The sequence below is a fragment of the Arthrobacter sp. StoSoilB22 genome, assembly GCF_019977315.1.
Lineage (GTDB): Bacteria > Actinomycetota > Actinomycetes > Actinomycetales > Micrococcaceae > Arthrobacter.
In genome coordinates this window covers 3,707,668-3,729,804 of the sequence record NZ_AP024652.1, presented here as the reverse complement: position 1 = coordinate 3,729,804, position 22,137 = coordinate 3,707,668, and the positions used below count along the sequence as shown (strand labels likewise).

Here is a 22,137-nt window from a genome sequence, read left to right as displayed (position 1 = left end):
ATGCTTTCCACCACGCCCGCAGCGGGAATGCCCCTGACCCTGGGTCGCAACGGCCGCACCCCCAAGACCCTTCGCAACCGCCTGGCCTCCGCACCCATGGAACGCAACTATGGCACCACGGATGGCTTCATCACCGAGCAATACATCGACTACCTGGTGACCCGTGCCAAGGCCGGCCTCGGCATGGTCACCACGGAGGCCACCTACGTCCGCGCTGACGGTAAGGGCCGCACCCACCAACTCGGCCTGCACACCGATGACATGATTCCGGGGCTTCGCCGCCTCACCGACGCCCTGCACGCCGAAGGTGCGTTGGCCGCCGTCGAACTTAATCACGGTGGCCGCACCGCCCAAGCGGCAGTCTCGGGCTTCAAGAACCTCGCGCCGTCGCCGGTTCCCTGCCCGACGGCGGGTGGTGAGATTCCGCGGGAGCTCACCGCCGCTGAGTGCTACGAACTTGTGGAAGCTTATGGGGCTGCGGCCCGCCGCGCGGTGGCCGCCGGGTTCGACGTGATCAACCTGCACGGCGCCCACGGCTACCTGATCCATCAGTTCATGTCGCCCATTTCCAACCACCGAACTGACGAGTTCGCAGCACCGGAGTTCTTCATGAACCTGGTGATCGACGCCGTGCGGCAGGCCGTGCCGGACACGATTGTGGGAATGCGTGTCTCGGTAGTGGAAGGTCCGGCCGACGGTATCAGCGCCGAGCAGCAAGTGGCCATCATCGCCAATGCCCACTTGGACAAGCTCGATTTCCTGGACATCTCTGCGGGTAGCTACGACGCCGGTGAGTGGATCGTCCAGTCGGGGGAGTGGAAGCCCGGGATCCTGGCCGAGTACGCCAAGGCCTACCGTCAGTTCGGACTTCCACTGGGTATGGCCGGGCGACTCAACAGCCCGGAAATCATCGAGGAAGTCCTATCCCAGGGAACTTGCGACTTTGTGAGCCTAGCGCGCGCCATCCATGCCGATCCTGCCTTCGTGGGCGGGGTGCTGCGGGGCGAACGGTACCGGCCCTGCATCGCGTGCAATGTGTGCATAGATAACCTTGGCCTCGGTCAGGTCACCTGTACGGTCAATCCGGCAGTTGGCCGCTCACGTGTTCCCGTTCCCACGCCCGTTGTTCGCCCGGGCTCCCGGGTGCTGGTGGTCGGCGCCGGGCCTGCGGGCCTCACCGCTGCCCGCGAACTCGCCGAAGCCGGTGCCAGCGTGACATTGATGGACGACGGCGTGCGGCCGGGTGGGCAATTCGCGCTCGCTGAGCGGATGAAATCGACGCCGGATTTCCACCGCTTTGCAGATTGGTCCAGCGCGGAAAACGAGCGGCTGGGCGTTGAGGTTTGCCAGGGAGTCCACGTGGACACGTTCGACGTCGGCTCGCTGGCCCGCGACTTCGGCGCAGACGCAGTGGTGGTGGCCACGGGCGGGGTGCGCCCTGCTCCCGGGTTCATTGGCGGCGACTCGCCCCGTGTTTCTGACATCCGGGATTGGCTAGCCGCGCATCCTGAGGTCCTTGACGGCAGCGTGTCCAGGCCCTCAGGAAACGGGTCCGGTCCCGTGGGGAGCTCGTCCGGGTTGTTGGTCAGTGCGGACGATTCTGTGGGCAGTGCGCCGGAAGCGGTGACAATTTGGGGTGCGGATTCTGTTGCCATGAGCGTGGCAGACACCCTTGCAGCACTTGGTACTGCCGTGCTGATCATTGGGCCGCAGGAAGCCCTGGCTCCTGAATCCGGCCGTCGAGCCAAGATCCTCGCAGTACCCCGGCTTGAAGCCAATCCGAAGGTGCGGATCTTCCTGTCCAGCACTATCGAGGAGTTTGACGGTACTGGTGAGCCTGGCGTCAATAGGGTTCGGATCAGGCGCTCGGGTGTGGAGGACGAGTGGATTGATGCCCCGGGCGATCTTTTGGTCTCGCGTTCGGTGCTGCCGCTGGACGGGCCGCCCACGCTGGAGCAACCGCTGACATTGGAGCAACGGGAAGCCGAGCTCAGCTTTGCCGCTTCGCTCCCCATTGCCCTCGCCGGGACGGTCGTGGACAAGGCACCGGCCATTGTGTCCAACGCGGTCAAGAGCGGTTACGACGCAGCCCAGCGCATTGCCGCGGCACTGGCCACCCCGTCCGCCGACACCCCCTTCGCCGAGATCGCTGGAACAGTGCCGGATCGCCGGAGAGTTTCGGCGAATTCGCAGCATTCCAGCGACCTCGCCGACACCCAGCATGACTTCACTGTGAACGGAGCCCGAAAGTGACCACACCTACGCGTCGGCTGGGAATCGCCCAGCTCTCCCTGGTCGGAACCGCACCACCGGATTTGGTGAGCATCGCGGCACAGGCCGGCTTCGACTTCATCGGAGCCAGAGTCCGTCCAGTCACCGCCACGGAGCGGCCATACGATCTCCAGCCCGGTTCCCACCTGCTCAAGGAGACGCTGCAACGGATGGCGGATACAGGGATCACGGTTGAGGATGTTGAGTTTCTCCTCTTGGACGGAACTGGCCTGCAGGGCGGGCAGGATCAACGCGAAGCCTGGCTGCGAATGATGGAGGCCGGCCAAGCCCTCGGGGCATCAACACTGACGGTGGCCTGCGCAGACCCGGACCTTGACCGTTTCGGTGACCACCTCGCGCAGATGACCCAGGACGGTAAGTCCTACGGAATCATGCCGACGCTGGAACCCATCGCCTACCAAACCGTTCGTTCCCTTCCCCAGGCAGTGAAGCTGTCCCGGCGGGCGGGCTGCAAGATTGTTGTTGACGCACTCCACGTCAACCGCTTCGGCGCAACTACGGCTGAGCTCGAAGCGGCCACGGATCTGGTTCCTTTGGTCCAACTCTGCGATGGTCCTGCTGCTGCGCCGGAAAACAGGGAAGCCCTGATTGTCGAGTCGCGCTCGGAGCGAGGCGTACCCGGCGACGGTGAATTTCACCTAGCGAGCATACTCGCGACCTTCGCCGCAGGAACCCCGGTTAGCATCGAAACGCCATCGGACAAAAGGGCGGCCGAGATGGGCGAACTGGCATGGGCCAAACATCTCAAAGCGGCGGCAGATTCCGTCCTCACCACCACAGCAGTCACCACCGCAGCAGTCAACAGCCCAGCACACAACATCGCAGCACTTACCGGGAGCAACAAATGATGGACAGTACACCTAGCCCCGTGGACTGCGACGTCCTGGTTATCGGCTCAGGCGCCGGTGGCATGTCTGCAGCTGTCACAGCAGCCTTCCACGGAATGAAGGTGATTGTGGTGGAGAAGGCAGAGGTTTGCGGCGGTGCAACCTCCTGGTCCGGAGGTTGGGCTTGGGCACCGGGCAACCCATTGGCGAAAGCCGAAGGAGTCAATGAGGACAAGGAAACCTTCCGCACATACCTCCGGGAGGTTCTCGGGGACGACTACCAGGCTGACAGGGTGGATGCCTTCCTTGAAGCTGCCCCGCACATGGTGGGCTTCTTCCACAACAAGACGTCCCTGCAGTTCGTTCCCGGCAGCAAAATCAACGACATCTACGGTGACCTTCCAGGTGCAGGAACTGGCAATCGTTCGGTCGGTCCTAAGCCTCTGAACGCCCGCACCTTCAAGCCTGGACTGAGGGCGAAGATGCGTCATCAGCTCTACGAAACCTCGTTCCTAGGCATGGGAATCATGGCCGGTCCGGACCTTGGTAAGTTCCTGTCGGCATCCCGGGGCAACCCCAAGGGCCTGTTCCACGCAGGCTGGCGCTTCGGATTCCACCTCCTGGACCTGCTGACGCACCGGAGGAACATGCAACTGGTCAACGGCACAGCGTTGACCGGAAGGCTCATGAAATCCGCTGACGATCTCGGAGTGGACATCCGGGTCGCCACGCCGGCCACAGCGCTGCTCAGCGATGAAAACGGCAAGGTGACCGGCGCCGTCGTGCGTTCTACCGAAGGTGAGGTGCAGATCAACGCGAGACGCGGCGTCGTGCTGGCAACCGGCGGCTTCCCCAACGATGTGCAGCGGCGCAAGGAGCTGTTTCCGAAGACGCCCACGGGCCGGGAGCACTGGACGCTGTCCCCGGCGGAAACCACCGGTGATGGCATCAACCTGGCGCAGGCCGTGGGTGCACGCTTCACCACCGCAGTGCAGTCGCCGGCCGCTTGGTGCCCGGTGTCCTTGGTGCCGTACCGCAACGGCCGGACGGGCGTGTTCCCCCACATCATGGACCGTGCGAAGCCGGGCAGCATCGGCGTCCGCGCGGACGGGAAGCGGTTTGTGAACGAGGCCAATGGCTACTACGACTACGTCCAGGCCCTCCTCGCAGCGACTCCCGACGGTGAAACTGTGGAATCGTGGCAAATCGCGGACAGCCGATTTGTCCGCAGGTTCCCTCTGGGCATGGCCAAGCCGCTGCCCGTGCCGCTCTTCCCGTACCTGCGCTCCGGGTACCTCATCAAGGGGCGAACGCTGGAAGAACTTGCGACCAAATGCGGTATTGACCCCGCGGAGTTGCGCCGGACGGTGGCGCGCTTCAACGCGAATGCCCGTTCCGGCGTCGACCCGGACTTCGGACGCGGCGAATCCGCGTTCAACCGCTACGGCGGCGACGCCACGCACCGGCCGAATCCGTCATTGGGGCCTATCGAGAAGGGGCCGTTCTATGCGGTGCGGGTTGTGCCAGGGAGCTTCGGGACATTCGCGGGCGTGGAAACTGACGGCCGAGGGCGGGCGCTCAACAACCAAGGCCACCCCATAGATGGCCTCTACGTAGCCGGCAACGATCAAGCAAGTGTCATGGGCGGGCATTACCCCGCCGGCGGCATCAACCTGGGACCCGCACTGACCTTTGGCTACATCGCCGGACGGGACCTCGCCGGCGTCACTGCATATGAGGACGACGGCACGCAGGCGGAGATGGAGCTCGCACTGTAGAAGTTCGTTGTGAGGCCTGCTCTGCAGGGTTTGGCCTTGGAATTGTGTGGAGAGCGGGCCTCGCAACGCGAGGCAAGGTGGGTGCAACGCGTGGGGTCAGCGGCGCGTGGGCTGCGGTGTCGACGGGGTGGGCGCTGGGGGAGGGGCCGGTGCCGGGAAAGGCCCGCTCGGGTATAGGGACGTGGCTGTCATCATGTAGTTGGCCCACTGTGGGCCGGCGATCATGTAGCCATCCAAGGACTTGTAGAACTTGCCGTTGATGGTGACGTTTTGCCCGGCTCGCTGCTGGCCCGCCGTCGTGTCCCCGAAGAACGACGCCGTTGCAAGAGTTGTGGTGTAGCCGGCAACCCAGGTGGCGCCGTTGTTATTGGACGTGCCTGTTTTTGCCGCCACCGGAGCCTGACTCTGGACCTTGGGTTCGATGTAAACGCCCGAGCCCATCTTGAGAACATCCTGCAGGACGGCGTTGACGCCCCGCGCCACGGCTGGCTTCACTGCCTCCCTGCACTCAGGGGTCTGGGCTTGGAACTGGCGTCCTTGGGCATCGCTGATCTCGGTGATGGCAATGGGCTTGCAGTAGGTGCCGTCGTTGGCGAAGGTGGCGTAGGCGCTCGCCAGGACCACAGGGGCCACTCCAATGGAGCCAAGGAGATTGCCGATCTGGTGCATGTTGACCGGTGCGTTGTCCAAGCCGCTGTGCAGGCCCACGGTGTCCACCATTTTTTGGATCCCGCAGAAATCCAATTGGGCTGCGGTGGCGAAAGTGGCCGTGTTGATGGAGTTGTAAAGGCCGTAGTTGATGGGCATTGGCCGGTAGTAGCCGGCGTCGTTGTTTTGCAGGTCGTCATCGGCGCCAAGGTTCTGGGCTTTCTGCGCGGTGCTGTAACCCCCAAGGACCCTGCCGCAGCTTGAGCGCCACGGGAAACCGACTGGATAGACCCGGCGGGAAGCGTCAACAACTGCAGTGGGATTCTTGCCTTCATTGAGCCATTCGGCGTAAATGAACGGTTTCATGGTGGAACCGGGCTGGAAGCCGCCTGCGCCATTGAGGTCGTAGCCGTTCTCGTCTTTGGCATCGACGTTGAAGTTCAGTTGGGTATCGTATTTTCCTTCCTGGGGAACGAACACCGTGTTTTGGGCCATCGCAAGGATCTTGCCTGTGCCCGGCTGGACGGTGCTCATCGCGGCGCCCCATTTATCCGGGTTGTCGCCGGCGGAGGCGTCAACTTGCTCCTGCGCGGCGTTCTGGAGCCGGCTGTCCAAGGTGGTGGTGATGGTCAATCCGCCACGGTAGAGGAAGCGTTCACGTTCCTCCACGGTGTCACCGTAGGCCTCGTCGTTAAGGATGAGGTGGGAGACGTAGTCACAGAAGTAGGTGGCAAACGAGGTACCCGCGCAACCTTGCAGGGACGGGGTGATGTCGAGCTCAAGGGGAGAGGCTACAGCGACGCCGTGATCCACAGCCGTGATCTTGCCCTGTGCCAGCATCCGGTCCAGCACCAGGTTGCGCCGGTTGAGTGCAGCCTGAGGATCCACAATGGGGTCGTAAATGCTGGGGCCATTGACCAGACCAGCCAGGAGGGCTGCTTGCGGCAAGGTCAGGTCCATCGCGGAGGTGCTGAAGAAATAGCGGGATGCAGCCTCGATGCCGTAGGCGTTCCGGTTGAAGAACACTATGTTCAGGTATCCCTCAAGAATCTGATCCTTGCTGAACCGCTTTTCCAGCTCAAGTGCGAGCTTCACTTCGCGCAGTTTGTCACCCACGGTCTTCTGCCCGCTGAGCACCACATCCTCCGGACGCCCCTCGGATAAGCGGGACTCGTTGAGCACATTGGTGACGTACTGCTGCGTCAAGGTGGAGGCGCCTTGCCGGGTGCCCTGTGTCAGGTTGGAACTCAGCGCCCGCATGATGCCTTGGGCGTCCACGCCCGCGTGCTCGTAGAAGCGGTTGTCCTCAATGGCGATGATCGCTTCGCGGATGAACGGGGACATCTCCTCCAGCGGGACCTTTACCCGGTTCTCCGCATAGAAGGTGGCAATGAGCTGCCCGTCCGCGGAGACCACGGTGCTGGAAAGCGAAGGTGAATCAACGTTCAGCTCGCTCGGCAAACTTTGATAGAACCCCAGGGAACCGCCCACGGTGGTGCTGGTGAAAGCAACCACGGGTGCCAGGAATCCTGTGATCAGAACTCCGCAGAGGGTGCTCACGAAGAAGAACCCGAAGACCCTCAAAAGGACCTTGCCAAGACCTATCTTTGGACCCTTGTTCCGCGCCATTTTCGTGCCAATCCGTAGGGATAACCCGGCTGAAAAGTAGCTATAGAATACGTCCGGCAAAGCTGCGCGGCTACGGGTTGGGCGCCCGAATATGGTCCCAAATAGGACTCAATCCAGCGGCAGAGTGACCCTCACACTGGTGCCCCGCCCAACCGCGGAGTCGATGTCTACTGTCCCGCCGGCGTCGTGTACTGCTATGGACATCAGAAGCAATCCGAATCCGTGCCTGCGGCCGCTGGGCGCGGCGTGGATTTCGAAACCGCAGCCGTCGTCCGTGATGGTGAGCTGGATGCCGTGGTAGACGGCGTTGAGTCGGACCGTGAGCTCGCTGGCATTGGCGTAATTGAGGGTGTTGCTGAAGGTCTCCTGAGCCACGTGATACAGGAGGGCGGCGGCTGAGGAGGAGATCTCGATGCCGTGGTGCGGGGTGTGCCAATGGACGGTGACGCCCTCGCGCCGAAGCGGTGCAGCAAGCCGGTCGATGCATCCGGCGACACCCAGCGCATAGAAATCCACGGGGTGCTGGTCCTGGATGATGCCTTTGATGGCTATCACCTCGGTGAGTGCTGATGCCTGTTCCATTGCTTCCCCCACATCGTTGTGTTTCATATCTGGAATTCGTTGCCGAAACCCCTTGGTATTGGTGCTTCGTGCTTCCAGCGTGGCGCTGCTATATCAAGGAAGCTTTTCGATTGGCTCAAGTTCGCATCAAGTTTGCGGGGAGCCTTAAGGGGGACGGCCTGCCCGTGTGGAGGCTCGACGGCGGCACGTCGCTTACCGTCGTCGAGCCCTGTTGCGAAGCTACGCGCTCTCGGGCTGCTTCAGTACCAGCAGGCTGTCCGCGTTCCGATCGCACTGCAGCACGCCCTCATGGACGGTGAGTTCGGCAACGAGCACCGATGACCGCCGGCTCTCGACAGTCGGGTGGCTCGCACCGGCGCGGCTGGGGTGCGTGAAGTAGAAGATCCATCCGCGGCCATGGTTGACAACCACGTCTGCGTGGAGGCCCGGCCCCACATCATCGGTCCGTGCGAAGGTGTCGCCGATGGCTGCGTCCAGGATGACCCCTTGTTTCTCCCATGAATCGAGATCGTCAGAGCGGTACACTTCCTGGCCGGACCACGTGTCCACGATCATCCAGTACCAGCCGCCCAGGCGGAAAACGTTGGCCCCTTCGTGGCCCGAGGGTGTGGTCAGTACGTGGCCCCGGACCTTCCAATCGAAGAGGTTGTCGCTGTCCGCCGCCCAGGTTTCCGAGCCTTGCACCTCGTCCTTAAACCACATGCGGAATCCGCCGCCGGGGAGTGGGTGCACGCAGGCGTCGATGACCCGGTTGGAGCTCAGCGGAACTAATCCGTGGTGGGTCCATGCCAGAAGGTCCGGGCTGGTGTAGTGGTGGATTTCCATGGAATGCGGATTGCCGTGGGCGGGGATGCCGCGGATGTAGCTGACGTACATGTGGAAAGTGCCCGCGTGCTCGAAGACTTCGGGTGCCCAGAAAGTGTTGTGGCCCCATTCGAAGTCAAGGCCCTCAAGGGTTCCGCGGTAGTCCCAGTGTGTGCCGTCCGTGGATGATGCAACTCCGAGCTTGGAACCGTAGAGCCAGCTGAGTCCGTCCTCGAACGGGACCGTGGTGCGGCGGTTGGTGTAGATCATCCACCAGGCCTGCTCGCGCGGGTTGTAGATGACGGTGGGATCTGCGGCACCGTCCTCGATGGGGTCCCTGAAGAGTGGTGACTTCACCGGGGATTGGGTTTGGTTGCTCACGTAGTTCCTTGCTGATGGGCTGTGTTAGCGCCAACAAATTAAACCTAAGCAACACTCTGAAACACGTCAATGGGGGACTGGTCCGAAATCCAGTCCCCCATTGTCTGACTTACCAGCGGCCGCCGCCACCACCGGGACCTTGGGCCTGCGTGTACTGGCCCGCGGTCGCGGTGCCTTGTTCTTCTGCGCCGTCGATGGAGCCTGTGGTGACGCCGGCTTCCGTGTCAGCACTGCCTCCCGTGTACACCGTGTACGTCGCACCGTCGGTGATCGCGGCGGAGGAGAACACCAGGGATGCGATGGTTTTGGTGGTCACGAATGTCACCACCACCGCTCCCGTGGCGTCTACGATGTGCACAGGCGTGCCGGAAGACACCGAAGAGTCGAAGGTCAACTGCACACCGGACTGCGTGGAAGAGGTGCCCGGGGTCACCGCCATTCCGGCACTGCCTGCCGCTGCTACGGTGCCGCCGGTCACGGTCAGTTCACCGTTCACATCCAAGGCCCCGTTGCCGTCGTTGGTGGGGCCGTTGACCACCACGGTCCCGCCGGAAATGCTGGCGTTGCCGTTGGAGTCCAGGCCGTCACCTTCTGAGTTGATGGTGAGGTTTCCGCCGGAGACGTCCACGGTGTAGTCGCCAACGGTCTCCCCGCCGCCCATACCGCCACCCATTGGACCTCCGCCGCCTGCCGTGCCCGCATCGGTACTGGTCGAAGAGCCACCCGAGGCGTTCACGCCGTCGTCGTTCGCTGTGACGGTGACGTCGCCGCCGGAGACCACAATGTGCTGCGCTTCCAGTCCTTCCTCCGACTCGGCCACGGTGACTGTTCCGCCGGAAACGGTGAGGGTGTTGAACGCCTTCACGCCGTCGTCGCCCGCGTTGACTGTCAACGAGCCGCCGCTGACCAACAGCCACCCCCGCCCCTCGTCGGTGTCGTTGTCTGCCTTCACGCCGTCACCGCCTGCGGTCACCTGGTACGCGCCGTCCAGCAGCACTGTGTAGTCCTTGCCGCGAATGCCGTCGTCCACGGCGTCCACGGTGACCTTGCCGGCAGCCATCACCAGGCCGTCCTTGGAAACGATGCCGTCGTTGGATTTCCCGTTGACGGTGAGGGCACCGGTCCCGGCGATGGTCAGGTCCGCCATGGAGTAGAGGGCTGCATTGGGGGAGTCCTCGCCCTGGTCGGCGTAGGTGGTGGCATCCGTTAACGTGTTGGTGCTGCCCTCGTCCAAGTACACGATCGCTTCGTCGGCGCTCTGCACTACAAACGGCGAGCCGGTGGAGTTGCCCAGTTCCACGCCGTCCAGAATGATGCGAACCGTATCCTCCTCACCGGCTGCAACCACGATCTGCCCGTCGCTCAGCGAGCCGCTGAGGCGGTACGTTCCCGCGGCGCTGATGGTGACGGTGTTGCCGTCTACAGCCACGCCGGTGGAGGACGACGACGTCACTTTACTGCCGCCGTCGGACAGGCTGATTGCCACTTCCGTTGCGGCGTCCCACGTGAGGTCGTCGCTGTCGTAGTGGGTGTCTTCTTCAATGGTCCCGGCCGTTACGGCCTGCTGGGTGGTGCTGGTTGACGTGCCGGTGGTGCCGGTGGACGTTGAGCTGGTGGCGGCCGTGGAGCAGCCGGCCAAGGAAATGGCCAGGGCGACGGCGGCAACGGAAAGGGAAGTGCGGAAGGAGCGCATAGTGGATTCCTAAGTCTGTGGAGGGAAAGTCTGTGGAGGGAATGTCAGTGGAGGGGGCGCAGGGGCATCCTGCGTCGAAGGGTTTGATTCCAGCGGTTGGCCGGAAGCTCGGGGTGGAGTGCGGCCATGCCGGTGGCGAACTTGGAGATGCGGCAAGGCCGGACGCCGTGTGCCCACAGGTGCTTGTCCAAAGGGCCGGGCGCTGAGCCGGACTTCGTCTCCACCACCACCGCGTTGTCCAAAACCCAGGGATGGCCGTCTGGGCTTTGCCACGTGACGTCGGAGTCGATGGTCGCGCGGCTTCCGGACTCGGGGAGGAAGAGTGTGGTGCGGTCGTAGCGGGTGGAAAGCACCGGCTCCAGCGGTCCGATGCTCATGTCACCGATGGCCGCGGCCAGCGTCTCATTCACGTAGGCCAGGCCCTCTTCCGTGAGCCGGTCCCGGTCGCCCAGCTCATAGGGGATGCGCTCCTTGACGGTGGCCTCGCGAGCGCCTTCGGTCTTCACTTCCAGGAAGCTGACCGCGCTGTCCAGGTAGGTGCGGGTACGGATCTTGAACCGCCTTCGCCTGCCGTGCGCGGCGAGCATGTAGCTGTCCAACTCGGCGGTGTCGAAGTACACGGAGTCGTAAGCGAACGTGCGGTTCCCTTCCATGTCCAAGACCCGGGCCTCGGAGCTGAAGGTGCTCAGGACCTTGCGTGCCGTTGCCGAAGGAACCAGATACTTTCGGTCCACCCGGGTCAGCAGGGCGGCTTCGGTAGTGAGCTCTTCAAGCCCGACGGCGGGAAGCTGGCTCAGTTGCGGGATGATCGGTTCGGCGTCGATGCGGCTCATGCGACACCGGCCGAGGTGGGTACGGATTGCTGGGTGTGCTGGGGTGCTGGCTGAGCGGAGTGAGCCGGCTGAACCGGCTGCGCGGACTGGGCCGGGAGTTCCTCCGGAGCCGGGGTCAACGCACCGGCTGGTTGGTTGAAGCCAAGCTGGGCGTGCCGCGGCTGGGATAGGTCCTCATGGAGGGGCCGCACCGCGTATCGTACGTCCACGATCGTTTTGTCGTTCACCAGGTCCAGTTCCTGAATGGTGGCCGAGTGGACAGTGCCGTGGAGGACTTCTTCCAGCCGGGCGTAGAGCTCGGGTTCGTTGTTGATGGCCCGGTCCAGCACCACCACCTGGTGGCGGTAGGCCGGGAGGACCCGGGGGTTGTCGCCGACGAACATCACCAGCAGGACCAACGCCATGAGGGACAGCGTCAGCCAGAGAGGTTCGACGCCGATGCCTGCGATCAAGCCCAGCGCCAACGCCGAGAAGTAGTAGGCCACCTCGTGCTGGGCCAGTTCCGTGGACCGGAGCCGAATGATGGAGAGAACACCAAACAAACCCAGCCCCAAGCCAACGCCTGCGGCCGAACCGGACAATGCCGTGGCGACTGCCAGGACGCCGACGTTCATGCCCAGGTAAGAAACAACCAGGTCGCGGCGCCTGTGCCGGCGGAGGTAGAGGGCAAGCGTCAAAATGGTGATGGCGGCCAGGTCTGCCGCGATGAGGATGATGGTATTCATCAGTTACTCCGGAATCTCTTGGGGGATTGATCTCCACTTTTCCCGACCATGCTGTGCTGAAACTGTGCCGGGACCAAGGCTGGGATATGTGTTTCGACCACGGTCGGTTCCAATGGTTTGGGCCCTGTTGTTTGGGCGGCGTGAACCGTTGACGCGGCATGTCCCTTGCGCGCAAACAGGAAGCGCTGTTGCACTGCATAGCTGACTCCCAGCAGCGTCATCTCGGTGGCAAGCTTGGCCAGCACGTCTGGAACGGCGAGGGAGGTGAGGGTCCACATAGCGGCGTAGTTTGCGGACAGGAGGACCACAACCAGCGCAACGTATCCTGTGGCGGCGGCGCGGAACGAGGTGTCCCTGCCGTGCTCAAAGACCATCCGGCGGTTGATGAGGAAATTCACCGTGGCACTGACCAGACGGGCTCCCACCACCGCCAGAAGCAGCGAGTCCGTGAACGCGCTGAAGATCAGGAACATCACCAGGTCCACCACGAATGCGGACAGCGAGGACCCCAGGAACTTCAGCAGCGGGGCGTAGATCCTGATGGAGTCGGCGATGGGCCGGAAATGCGAGCCCGAATTGTGGTCCAGGTAGACGGTTGCGATCTCCACTGTGACGATGCCGTAGCCGGCTTGCTTCGACTCGAGCAGCAGGTTCAGCTCGTACTCGTAGCGTTCGCCGCGCACGGTCAGCAACCACGGGAGCATGTCAGCCCGGTACCCGCGGAGGCCGGTTTGCGTGTCCGTGATCCCTTGGCCGGTGGCGAGCCTGAACAGACCCCGGGTCACTGTATTGCCGAATCGGCTCCGGGCGGGGACGTTTCCGGTGAAGTTCCGGCAGCCCAGGACCATTGCAGCCGTGACGTGACGGACGCGGTCGGCAACGGCAAGAATGTCGGCCACTCCGTGTTGGCCGTCGCTGTCCGCGCACACCACGTTGTGGCCGGGAAAACGCTCTGCGATGAAGGCAAAGCCACTCTTGAGCGCGTGGCCTTTTCCGCCGTTCACGTCGTAACTGAGCAGGTGGCACCCAAGCCGCGAAACGGCGTCGAACGTTTCCTGATAGTCCGGCCCTGAACCGTCATCCACCACCACCATGGTGAGCCACGGGTCAGCCGTCTGGAGGTTCCGCACAAGCGTGATGAGCTGGTGGTCCGGCTCGTAGGCCGGTATCAGGATGATCATGACTGGGCGATGTAGAGGATGTCCGAGGTGCCGCGCTCTTTGTTTTCGCCGAGCGGGTTGTTCACCAGGGAGCCGTTGAAGTACATGGTGGAGGAGCCGCCGCCGTCCACGTTGTACGCGGTGGTGGCGCCCAGGTCCTTCATGATCTGGGCCAGGCCGGACATGGTGACGCCGGAGCTGTAGCCGGGGCTGCGGCCATCCACCACCACGAACACCAGGTGGTTCTCATCGATGACACCTACAGCGGTGCGCGGCTGTTCGCCCTGGATGGAGTGGTTGCCGAAGTTCGTATCAACCTCCACGTCCTCGATGCCGGACGCGATCTGACCGTTGTCCAGCAGCGACGGCCCGAACGAGAGCGTGTTCCACACGCCGTCCGCGATGAGCTGATCAGCGGTAGTTGTGGTCTCGTCGTAAACCTTGACCGTGCCGTCCTTGTAGAACGCCAAGCCCGGCCGCGCGCCCTCGTCCCGGTACACCACGCCGTTACGGATCACGATGCCGGTGTCCCGGAAGCCGTAATAGTCGCCGTTGATCGCGAAAATGGCGTTATGGTCCTCGGCGATCGCGGATGTAGTTTCGGTGATGTTCTCGCCGTACGTGTCCTCGGCAAACGCCGACTTCAGCGTGGTGGCATCATCAAGCACGACGTCGGCAACGTAGTACGTCACGGTGTCGTCACCGGTGCCTGTGGTCACCGTGGAGATGGTGACCCCCGTGTCCCCGGAGGCGTAGGACGTATCGGTGACCACGGCGCTCGCCGACGTTTCTGCGGAAGCCTCATCCGCCGTCGTTGTTGTTGTGGTGCCGGCCTGGCTCGCCTCGTATTCGGAGACGTTGGTGATCTCAGCGTGTGGGACCACAAACCGGTCCAGGGCCCAGGCGGCGGCACCCCCGGCAGAGAGAGTGACCGCCAGAACGGCGGAGATCACGGCGCGCCGTGTCCGGCCGCCCTTACGGTGTTCAGTCTGTGGAGAAGTCATGCCTCATTTCTACGGAGCGAGGCTACGCCGGAGGTTTGCCCAAGATATGCGGGGGCTGTGAAGTTTCAGGTTTGCTGTGGCCCGCCTCCAGAGCTGCCTGTTCAATGCGTGCACGGTGGGCTGCCCATTCTTCCGTGGTCCGGCTGGGGATGTTCGGATCCCCAGGCCTCTGCCCCATGGAGCCGTCAATGAGTTCGCGGATGATGTCCGCGTGCCCAGCGTGCCGGGCTGTCTCAACACACATGTGAACCAGAATCTGGTGCAGCGTCACGTTCTTCTTCTCCTCCGACCACCATGGCACCGCACCCGGCGCATCCAAGGGGAGGGATTCGATGGTTTCATCGCTGTGTTTGGCGGAGAAATGATGGAGTTCCAGGATCTGCTCGCGTGTTTCGGTCACCGGCACCCACATATCGGAATCCGGTTCGGCATCCTCGGCCAGCCAGGGCAAGTCCCGTCCGCTGGGCCTGCCGAAGACTTCCCCGAAATACCCCAACTCCACGCTGGCTACGTGTTTTACCAGGCCCAGCAGGTTGGTCCCCGTGGGCGTCATGGGCCTCCGGGCATCGTATTCACTGAGGCCATCCAATTTCCCCAGCAGGTCCGCCCTGCGGAGTCGCAAATAAGTGAGCAGCGTGGCTTTGTCATCCATGGGTGCACTCTATCCACGTTCCCGCCCCGCCCCACCCGCCCCCGCGCGACTTCGCCGGAGCAGTGCGACTTCGCCGGAGAGGTCCGGCGGTCTCGCACACCTCCAGCGGTCAAGCACGTTTCCGGCGAAGTCGCTTGCGGCAGCATGAACGCCAATGCCACAGTGAACCATGGCCACAGAAGAGGATGTCAGGAGAATCTGCCTGGACATGCCGGGCGTCAGCGAACGACTGAGCTGGGGGCAGCCGGCATGGTTTGCCAAGTCCCTCATGGCACGGATCTGGGAAGAGGGGGTTGTCACGGTCAAGACTGATGAACGCGAGGCGCTCGCAGCCATGGAACCGGATACCTTCTTCTGGACCCCGCATCACGAGCAATCCCCGAAGCTCCTGCTGGTCCGGCTCGAACGAATCGAGACGGACGAGCTCGACGAACTGCTCCAGGAGTCTTACAGAATCGCCGGCGCCCCGTCGGGTCGGCACGCAGACTAGACTCGGGCCATGGGGGACAACAACACACTTGGGGAACACAACACACCGCGGCCTGCACGCAGAGTCTCTGCCGTCGTCGTGCCTTTGCTGGGCTTGATCGCCGTGATCGTGGGGGTGGTGGTGGCGTGGAACAACCAGAGCACGGACTTCGGCTGGTTCGCCTATGCGCCGCTGAGCGAGACAGTGTTCATCGGGAACGGCGCGGCCATGGTCAGCCAAGGGACGCAGCTCGGGCTCGCCGTGACAGTCCTGGGCCTGTTGGTCCTCGCGTTCTGGGCGGGGCTCAGAATCGGCCGCCGCCGTCACCAGAATCGCTGAGTTCGCCGGAGAAACGCTAAATCGCCGGATAGCTCCAGCGAACTGGCAGCTTTCCGGCGATCTCGGCGCACATCAGGTGAGCTTCACCTGGCGGTTCATGTCTTTGTACAGCAGGTAACGGAACTCGCCCGGACCACCCGCGTAGCAAGCCTGCGGGCAGAAAGCACGCAGCCACATGAAGTCGCCGGCCTCCACCTCAACCCAGTCGTTGTTGAGCAAGTACATGGCCTTGCCCTCCAGGACGTACAGGCCGTGCTCCATGACGTGCGTCTCCGGGAAGGGGATCACACCGCCGGGCTGGAACGTGACGATGTTGACCTGCATGTCGTGGGCGAGGTCGCTGGAGTCCGTGAAGCGCGTGGTCTTCCAGACGTCGTCGGTGTCCGGCATGGAGGTGGGCTCCACGTCCTTCTCGTTGGTGACGAAGGACTTGGCTTCGAAACCTTCAAGCCGCTCGTAGGCCTTGCGGATCCAGTGGAAGGAGACGATGTCGTTGGACACGTTCTCCAGGCCCCACTCTGAACCGGCGGCCAGGTAGGCGTACCCGCCCTCTTCGAGGTGGTGCAGCTCGCCGTCGAGGGTGAGGTTGACCTGGCCCTTGGTCACGAAGATGACGCCTTCAACGCCGGACTCGAACTCGGCCTTCGGTGCGCCGCCACCCGGAGCGATCTCCACGATCAGCTGGGAGAACGTGGTGGCGAAGCCGGAGATTGGCCGTGCGATGATCCACGAGCGCGTGTTGGAGAAGCCCGGCAGGTTGCTGGTGACGATGTCCGTCATGACGCCCTTGGGGATCACCGTGTAAGCCTCGGTGACGATGGCCCGTTCGGTGGTCAGTTGGGTCTGCGGCGGCAGGCCGCCCTGCGGGTAGTAGTACTTGCCCATTCGAGTTGCTCCTATCAGTGGGAAGTCGGTTGTGCGAGCCGCGGGTGCGCCAGCGCGGTCAGCTGTGAAAGTTCGACGCCGGCAAGCGCCTTGACCTCGTCGGTCCCCACTGCGCCACACTGGACGCCGCGGAGGACGAAGCCGGCCAACGCGCGGGCCGTGGCGGGCTCGTCCATGACGCCGCCTTCTGTGCGCTCCACGTAGTTGCGGAGGCGCAGGGCCGCGGCGGGCAAGCCTTCGCGGTAGAAAGCGTATGACGCCGAGAAGCGGCTGGGCAGCTGCGCGGCGTGGAGGTCCCAGCCCTGGTAGTAGCCGTTTTCCAGTGAGCGGCGGACCAAGCGGCCATGCAGCTTCCAGGCGTCTTCAACAGCGTCACCCACGGGGATGATGTTGGTGGAACCGTCGGACAGGCGGATGCCCGTGCCGGCGACAGCGAGCTGCATGACCTGCTTGGCGAAGTCGGCCACTGGGTGCTCCATGGACTGGTATTCCGCGGAAATTCCGAGCGAAGCGCTGTAGTCGTAGGTCCCGTAGTGCAGGGCGCTGATGCGGCCCGGAACCACGTGGGGGAGCTGCGCCACGGGAGAGTTCCCGTCTGCGCCGATGATGAGCTGCGGCGTTTCCACCTGCACCTCAAAACGGAGCCGGCCAGCGGGGAGTCCCAGGACTTCCTCAAGGCGGGACACTGCGAAGTCCATGGCCTGCACCTGGGCCACGGTGGTGACCTTGGGCAAGGTAAGGATCAGCCCTGCGGGGAGCTCCCCGGCGGCAGCCAACGTGGAGACGAAGAGGTCCAGCGTCCGCAGGCCACGGGCCCGAGTGGGGGCTTCGAAGCACTTGAAGCGGATGCCGATGAACGGCGGAGCTGTTCCGGCCGCAACTGCAGCGGCAACAGCCTGGGCGGCAGCAACGGCGTCGGCGTCTTCTGCCTCGTCGCCGCGGTCACCGTAGCCGTCTTCGAAGTCCAAACGCAGGTCCTCGATCGGTTCGGCAGAAAGCTTCGCAGCTACACGCTCCGCAACAGCAATTGCGAGGTCTGGCTCCTGGCCCAACAGCTGACCGAGCTTTTCCAGGCCACCGTGGGCCTCCGCCGTCGTCAGCGCCTGGGCGCCCCAGTCCGCCACGAAGGTGGGCGTGAAGCGGTCGGCCGGGATGTAGACGGTGTGGATGGGCTGGCGCGAGCCGTCGTCGCCGGGGTAGTTGCGGTCCAGCAACTGGTCCGTCGCCTCGAGCTGGGATTCGATGTGAGCCAGATCAGAGGAAGAGAATGAACCCATCTCAGCCCACCAACTCATACGCGGGCGTGGTGAGGAAGTCCGTGTAATCGTCGGACAAGCAGATGTCCTCGATCAGCTTGGACGCAGGCTCGTAGTACTTTGCGAAGTTCTCGTCGCCGAATTCAATGCGCAGGCGTTCGGTTTCCTCGCCCAGGATCCTGGTCACCAGTTCGCGGGTAACAGTGTTGCCCGTGTCCGCCAGGATGGACTTGTTCCGCAGCTGCTGCCAGACCTGCGAGCGGGAGATCTCCGCCGTCGCTGCGTCTTCCATCAGGTTGTGGATGGCAACTGCGCCGCTGCCGGAAATCCACACGCCGGTGTAGGCGACGGCGACGTAGAGGTTCAGGCGCAGGCCTGCCTCGGTGACGGTGCCGCCGGCGGAGGCGACGTCGATCAGCTGCTCAGCGGTGACGTTCACCTCGGGGCGCTGCTTGTCCAGCTGGTTGGGCCGGTCGCCCAGCACGGAGTCGAAGACTTCGCGACAGGTGGGGACCAGGTCCGGGTGGGCAACCCAGGAGCCGTCGAAGCCATCGTTCGCTTCGCGGGTCTTGTCGGCGCGGACCTTGTCGAAGGCTGCGGCGGTGACATCCGGCTGCTTGCGGTTGGGGATGACGGCGGCCATGCCACCCATGGCGAAGGCGCCGCGCTTGTGGCAGGTCTTGACCAGGAGTTCGGTGTAGGCGCGCATGAACGGTGCCGTCATGGCCACGGTGGCGCGATCCGGGAGCACGAACTCTTCGCCGGCATCACGGAAGTACTTGATGATGCTGAAGAGGTAGTCCCAGCGGCCGGCGTTCAGGCCGCTTGCGTGGTCACGCAGTTCGTACAGGATCTCGTCCATTTCGAACGCTGCCGGGATGGTCTCGATCAGCACGGTGGCGCGGACGCTGCCCTGGGGAACGCCGAGGTAGTCCTGTGCGAACACGAAGACGTCATTCCACAAGCGGGCCTCAAGGTGGCTCTCCATCTTGGGGAGGTAGTAGTACGGGCCGTGACCGTTTTCGAGCAACTGCTTGGCGATGTGGAAGAAGTGCAGGCCGAAGTCAACCAGCGCACCCACGGCGGGGGCGCCGTCGAGCAGTACATGGCTTTCCTCCATGTGCCAGCCACGGGGGCGGGCCACCACAACTGCCAGGGGAGCGTCCGTGCGGAGACGGTACTCCTTGCCCTCGGGGGAGGTGAAGCTCAAAGTGCCCCGGGCGGCGTCGCGGAGGTTGAGGATCGCGTCAACAACGTTGGACCAGGTGGGCGTGCTGGCGTCTTCGAGGTCAGCCAGCCACACCTTGGCGCCGGAGTTCAGCGCGTTGATGGCCATCTTGGCCGGGGTTGCCGGGCCGGTCATCTCAACGCGGCGGTCCTGCAAAGCTGCAGGTGCCTCGGCGACCTTCCAGTCGCCGTCGCGGATGTCCTGGGTTTCCGGGAGGAAATCGAGGCGGGAGGTGTCCGCAACCTGCTGGCGCTTGGCCTTGCGGGCCTGCAGAAGGTCATTACGGGTGCCGGCAAAGCGGGTGTGCAGTTCTTCGATGAAGGCCAGTGCCTCCGGGGTGAGGATCTCCTCGGCGCGATCGATCGGCCGGGGATCAGTGACTGTAATAGCCATGTGAGCGGATTCCTTTTTCTAGGGTGCGCTGGTGCTACAGCGCGCTGGCGGCGTTTGCGTGCGCGGCGGCTGCCACCGCAGCAGCAACATCGGCAGCAACATGGGGATCGAAGACGCTGGGGATAATGTAACTCGCGTTGAGCTCATCGTCAGCCACCCGGTTGGCAATTGCTTCGGCGGCGGCCACCAGCATGTTCGGGGTGATGTCCGAGGCCCCTGCGTCCAGCAGCCCGCGGAAGAAGCCGGGGAATGCCAGCACGTTGTTGATCTGGTTGGGGAAGTCGCTGCGGCCGGTAGCAACCACGGCTGCGTGCTTGGACGCTACAACGGGGTCAATTTCCGGGGTCGGGTTGGCCATGGCGAACACAATTGCGTCCTCGGCCATGGAGGCAACCTGCTCTTCGCCGATCACGTGCGGGGCGCTGACGCCGATGAACACGTCCGCACCCTTGAGGGCGTCATGCAGGCTTCCGGAGAAGCCTTCTTCGTTGGTGTTCGCGGCGATCCAGCTGCGGTGCTCGTCGCCGTATTCCTCGCCGGAGTGGATGGCGCCGGAACGGCCGGCGGCGATGATGTGCTGCGCGCCCTGGGCCTTGAGGAGCTGGATGATGGCCGAGCCGGCAGCGCCTACGCCGGAGACCACGATCTTGACCTCGGAGAGCTTCTTGTCCACAACGCGGAGGGCATTGACCAGGGCAGCGAGGGTGACAATCGCGGTGCCGTGCTGGTCATCGTGGAACACCGGGATGTCCAGTTCTTCGCGGAGGCGGTTCTCGATCTCAAAGCAGCGCGGTGCGGCGATGTCTTCGAGGTTGATGCCACCGTAGACCGGGGCCATGGCCTTGGCGATCATGATGATTTCCTCGGTGTCCTGGGTATCCAGGCAGACCGGCCAGGCGTCAACGTTGGCGAACTGCTTGAACAGTGCGGCCTTGCCTTCCATCACGGGAAGGGCTGCGGCGGGGCCGATGTTGCCCAGGCCCAGGACGGCCGAACCGTCGGTGAGGACGGCGATGGTGTTGCGCTTGACCGTCAGGTTACGGGCGGCGGCCGGGTCTTCTGCGATCGCCATGCAAACGCGGGCGACGCCGGGAGTGTAGGCACGCGAGAGGTCGTCGCGGTTGCGCAGGGCTACTTTGGGGACGACCTCGAGCTTGCCGCCGAGGTGCATGAGGAATGTGCGGTCCGAAACGTGCTGGACCGTGACGCCGTCGAGTGCGTTCAAAGCGTCCTTCACGCGGGCTGCGTGGTCGTCATCGGTGGTGTTGCACGTGACGTCAACAACGATCTTCTCGTGGTGGGATTCCGTGACGTCCAGCGCGGTGATTGCTGCACCGGCGGCGCCGACTGCTGCGGCAAGTTCGCTGGTTGCGGTGAAGCTCGACGGTGCGGCGACGCGCAGGGTGATCGAGTTTCCGGGGCTCGGATTCGCCATTGAAATTCCTCCTGTTAGGCCCGTTCCCGGGCCGCCGTTCCAACTGAATGTTTTCGTATTATGGATATTATTATCTACAAAGTGGAAACACAACCCCTTGCTTGGTCATGTTCGGTGTCATCGCGCAGCTTGCACGCGTGCTGTATGTTGGGTGTTCTAAGCAATTCTTTTCACGATGCGGATAAGAGTTGTCGGAATCTGAGTCATTGGAGACAAGGGAATGGCTGAAAAAGCCTCCGGAGGCGTGCAGTCTGTTGAGCGCGTCTTTGAACTGCTGGAATTGATCACGGACGCGGGCGGCGACGTCACGTTGAGCGAGCTCTCGTCGTCCACTGACCTGCCCCTGCCTACCATCCATCGCCTGCTCCGGACCCTGGTGTCCCTTGGCTACATCCGGCAGCTCCCCAACCGCCGCTATGCCCTGGGCCCGCGGCTCATCCGCCTCGGCGAAGGAGCCAGCAAGCAACTCGGCGCCGTGGCCCGTCCGCAGCTCAAGACCCTGGTGGAGCGGCTGGGCGAGACGTCCAACATGGCCGTCCTGGACTCGGACATGGTCATTTACGTGGCACAGGTCCCGTCCATGCACTCCATGCGCATGTTCACCGAGGTTGGCCGGCGCGCCCACACGCACGACACCGGCGTGGGCAAAGCAATTCTCGCCCAGCTGGATGACGAAGTGGTCCGTGGCATCGTGGCCCGCACCGGCATGCCCACTCCCACGGCCAAGAGCATCGGTGACATCGACTCCCTGCTTGCGGACCTGGCACTGATCCGTGAGCGTGGGTACTCCATCGACGAGGAAGAGCAGGAACTGGGCGTCCGGTGCTTCGCCATGGCCGTTCCCAACGCACCCACGCCCACGGCGATCTCCGTCTCGGGCCCGATCACACGCGTTGACCAGAGCTTCGCGGACCGCGCCGTGCCCATGCTGCGCGAGGCTGCCCTGGCGATCTCCGCGGAGCTCAACCAAAACTAACCCCCGCCTCCCGCGCGCGGAATGGCAAAAGATGGCAACGTTTCCCAGAAACATTGCCATCTTTTGTCGTTTCGGCGAGGTCCTGGAGCGGGCTAGTGGCCAAGCCGCAAAGGCGAGAGCCGCCGTCGTACATACCATGCCAAGGCGA

At 63.5% G+C, this 22,137-nt stretch carries 19 protein-coding genes; 6 read left to right on the top strand and 13 right to left on the bottom strand.

Annotated elements, in window-relative coordinates; translation table 11 throughout:
* The 3 genes from LDN70_RS17235 to LDN70_RS17225 are packed head-to-tail and all read left to right on the top strand — an operon-like array spanning position 1 to position 4,897.
* Positions 1-2,253 (top strand): FAD-dependent oxidoreductase, encoded by a 2,253-nt coding sequence (locus LDN70_RS17235; RefSeq protein ID WP_223940895.1) that lies wholly within the window; start codon positions 1-3, stop codon positions 2,251-2,253.
* On the top strand, positions 2,250-3,140 hold the full coding sequence (locus LDN70_RS17230; protein ID WP_223940894.1) for a sugar phosphate isomerase/epimerase family protein: 891 nt from the start codon (positions 2,250-2,252) through the stop codon (positions 3,138-3,140). The genes LDN70_RS17235 and LDN70_RS17230 overlap by 4 nt, the downstream gene beginning before the upstream one ends.
* Entirely contained in the window at positions 3,137-4,897 is a 1,761-nt protein-coding gene (locus LDN70_RS17225; protein ID WP_223940893.1) for an FAD-dependent oxidoreductase, read from the top strand. The genes LDN70_RS17230 and LDN70_RS17225 overlap by 4 nt, the downstream gene beginning before the upstream one ends.
* 96 nt (positions 4,898-4,993) lie before the next feature.
* Here LDN70_RS17225 and LDN70_RS17220 read toward each other — a convergent pair whose 3' ends face one another.
* From LDN70_RS17220 to LDN70_RS17180, 9 genes are all read right to left on the bottom strand, one after another.
* The gene (locus tag LDN70_RS17220) at positions 4,994-7,174 is read right to left on the bottom strand and encodes a transglycosylase domain-containing protein (protein ID WP_142937981.1); all 2,181 of its coding nucleotides are present in this window, start codon (positions 7,172-7,174) and stop codon (positions 4,994-4,996) included.
* A gap of 108 nt (positions 7,175-7,282) precedes the next feature.
* Complete coding sequence (locus LDN70_RS17215; RefSeq protein ID WP_165450172.1) at positions 7,283-7,783, bottom strand: sensor histidine kinase; 501 nt, start codon at positions 7,781-7,783, stop codon at positions 7,283-7,285.
* A 192-nt stretch (positions 7,784-7,975) separates the two neighbouring features.
* Positions 7,976-8,941, bottom strand: a complete 966-nt coding sequence (locus LDN70_RS17210) for a glycoside hydrolase family protein (RefSeq protein WP_223940892.1) — start codon at positions 8,939-8,941, stop codon at positions 7,976-7,978.
* 109 nt (positions 8,942-9,050) lie between these two features.
* Positions 9,051-10,634, bottom strand: coding sequence for a carbohydrate-binding domain-containing protein (locus LDN70_RS17205; protein ID WP_223940891.1), 1,584 nt, complete (start codon positions 10,632-10,634; stop codon positions 9,051-9,053).
* A gap of 44 nt (positions 10,635-10,678) precedes the next feature.
* Positions 10,679-11,467 (bottom strand): polyphosphate polymerase domain-containing protein, encoded by a 789-nt coding sequence (locus LDN70_RS17200; protein WP_142937983.1) that lies wholly within the window; start codon positions 11,465-11,467, stop codon positions 10,679-10,681.
* Positions 11,464-12,192 (bottom strand): DUF4956 domain-containing protein, encoded by a 729-nt coding sequence (locus LDN70_RS17195; RefSeq protein WP_166842397.1) that lies wholly within the window; start codon positions 12,190-12,192, stop codon positions 11,464-11,466. Before LDN70_RS17195 ends, LDN70_RS17200 begins: the two co-directional genes overlap by 4 nt.
* Positions 12,192-13,373: a bifunctional glycosyltransferase family 2/GtrA family protein gene (locus LDN70_RS17190; RefSeq protein ID WP_223940890.1), complete on the bottom strand. Its 1,182-nt coding sequence runs from the start codon at positions 13,371-13,373 to the stop codon at positions 12,192-12,194. The genes LDN70_RS17195 and LDN70_RS17190 overlap by 1 nt, the downstream gene beginning before the upstream one ends.
* A complete protein-coding gene (locus tag LDN70_RS17185) occupies positions 13,370-14,356 on the bottom strand; it encodes a phosphodiester glycosidase family protein (RefSeq protein WP_223940889.1) in 987 nt (328 codons plus the stop codon). The genes LDN70_RS17190 and LDN70_RS17185 overlap by 4 nt, the downstream gene beginning before the upstream one ends.
* A gap of 22 nt (positions 14,357-14,378) precedes the next feature.
* Entirely contained in the window at positions 14,379-15,008 is a 630-nt protein-coding gene (locus LDN70_RS17180) for a DinB family protein (RefSeq protein WP_223940888.1), read from the bottom strand.
* A gap of 169 nt (positions 15,009-15,177) precedes the next feature.
* Between LDN70_RS17180 and LDN70_RS17175 the strand changes: the two genes are divergently transcribed.
* The gene (locus tag LDN70_RS17175) at positions 15,178-15,498 is read left to right on the top strand and encodes an MmcQ/YjbR family DNA-binding protein (RefSeq protein ID WP_223940887.1); all 321 of its coding nucleotides are present in this window, start codon (positions 15,178-15,180) and stop codon (positions 15,496-15,498) included.
* Positions 15,499-15,507: 9 nt separating this feature from the next.
* Positions 15,508-15,816: a hypothetical protein gene (locus LDN70_RS17170; RefSeq protein ID WP_223940886.1), complete on the top strand. Its 309-nt coding sequence runs from the start codon at positions 15,508-15,510 to the stop codon at positions 15,814-15,816.
* A gap of 72 nt (positions 15,817-15,888) precedes the next feature.
* On the opposite strand, the gene LDN70_RS17165 is transcribed toward LDN70_RS17170, so the two are convergent.
* Genes LDN70_RS17165 through LDN70_RS17150 form a run of 4 tightly spaced genes read right to left on the bottom strand, consistent with a single transcriptional unit; the run spans position 15,889 to position 21,013 of the window.
* A complete protein-coding gene (locus tag LDN70_RS17165; protein WP_223940885.1) occupies positions 15,889-16,701 on the bottom strand; it encodes a bifunctional allantoicase/(S)-ureidoglycine aminohydrolase in 813 nt (270 codons plus the stop codon).
* A 14-nt stretch (positions 16,702-16,715) separates the two neighbouring features.
* Entirely contained in the window at positions 16,716-17,978 is a 1,263-nt protein-coding gene (locus LDN70_RS17160) for a DUF6986 family protein (RefSeq protein ID WP_223940884.1), read from the bottom strand.
* 1 nt (position 17,979) lies between these two features.
* Complete coding sequence (gene aceB, locus LDN70_RS17155; protein ID WP_223940883.1) at positions 17,980-19,578, bottom strand: malate synthase A; 1,599 nt, start codon at positions 19,576-19,578, stop codon at positions 17,980-17,982.
* A 34-nt stretch (positions 19,579-19,612) separates the two neighbouring features.
* On the bottom strand, positions 19,613-21,013 hold the full coding sequence (locus tag LDN70_RS17150; protein WP_142937992.1) for an NAD-dependent malic enzyme: 1,401 nt from the start codon (positions 21,011-21,013) through the stop codon (positions 19,613-19,615).
* A 220-nt stretch (positions 21,014-21,233) separates the two neighbouring features.
* On the opposite strand from LDN70_RS17150, the gene LDN70_RS17145 reads away from it, so the two are divergent.
* The gene (locus LDN70_RS17145; RefSeq protein ID WP_142937993.1) at positions 21,234-21,989 is read left to right on the top strand and encodes an IclR family transcriptional regulator; all 756 of its coding nucleotides are present in this window, start codon (positions 21,234-21,236) and stop codon (positions 21,987-21,989) included.
* The last annotated feature ends 148 nt before the right edge of the window (positions 21,990-22,137 follow it).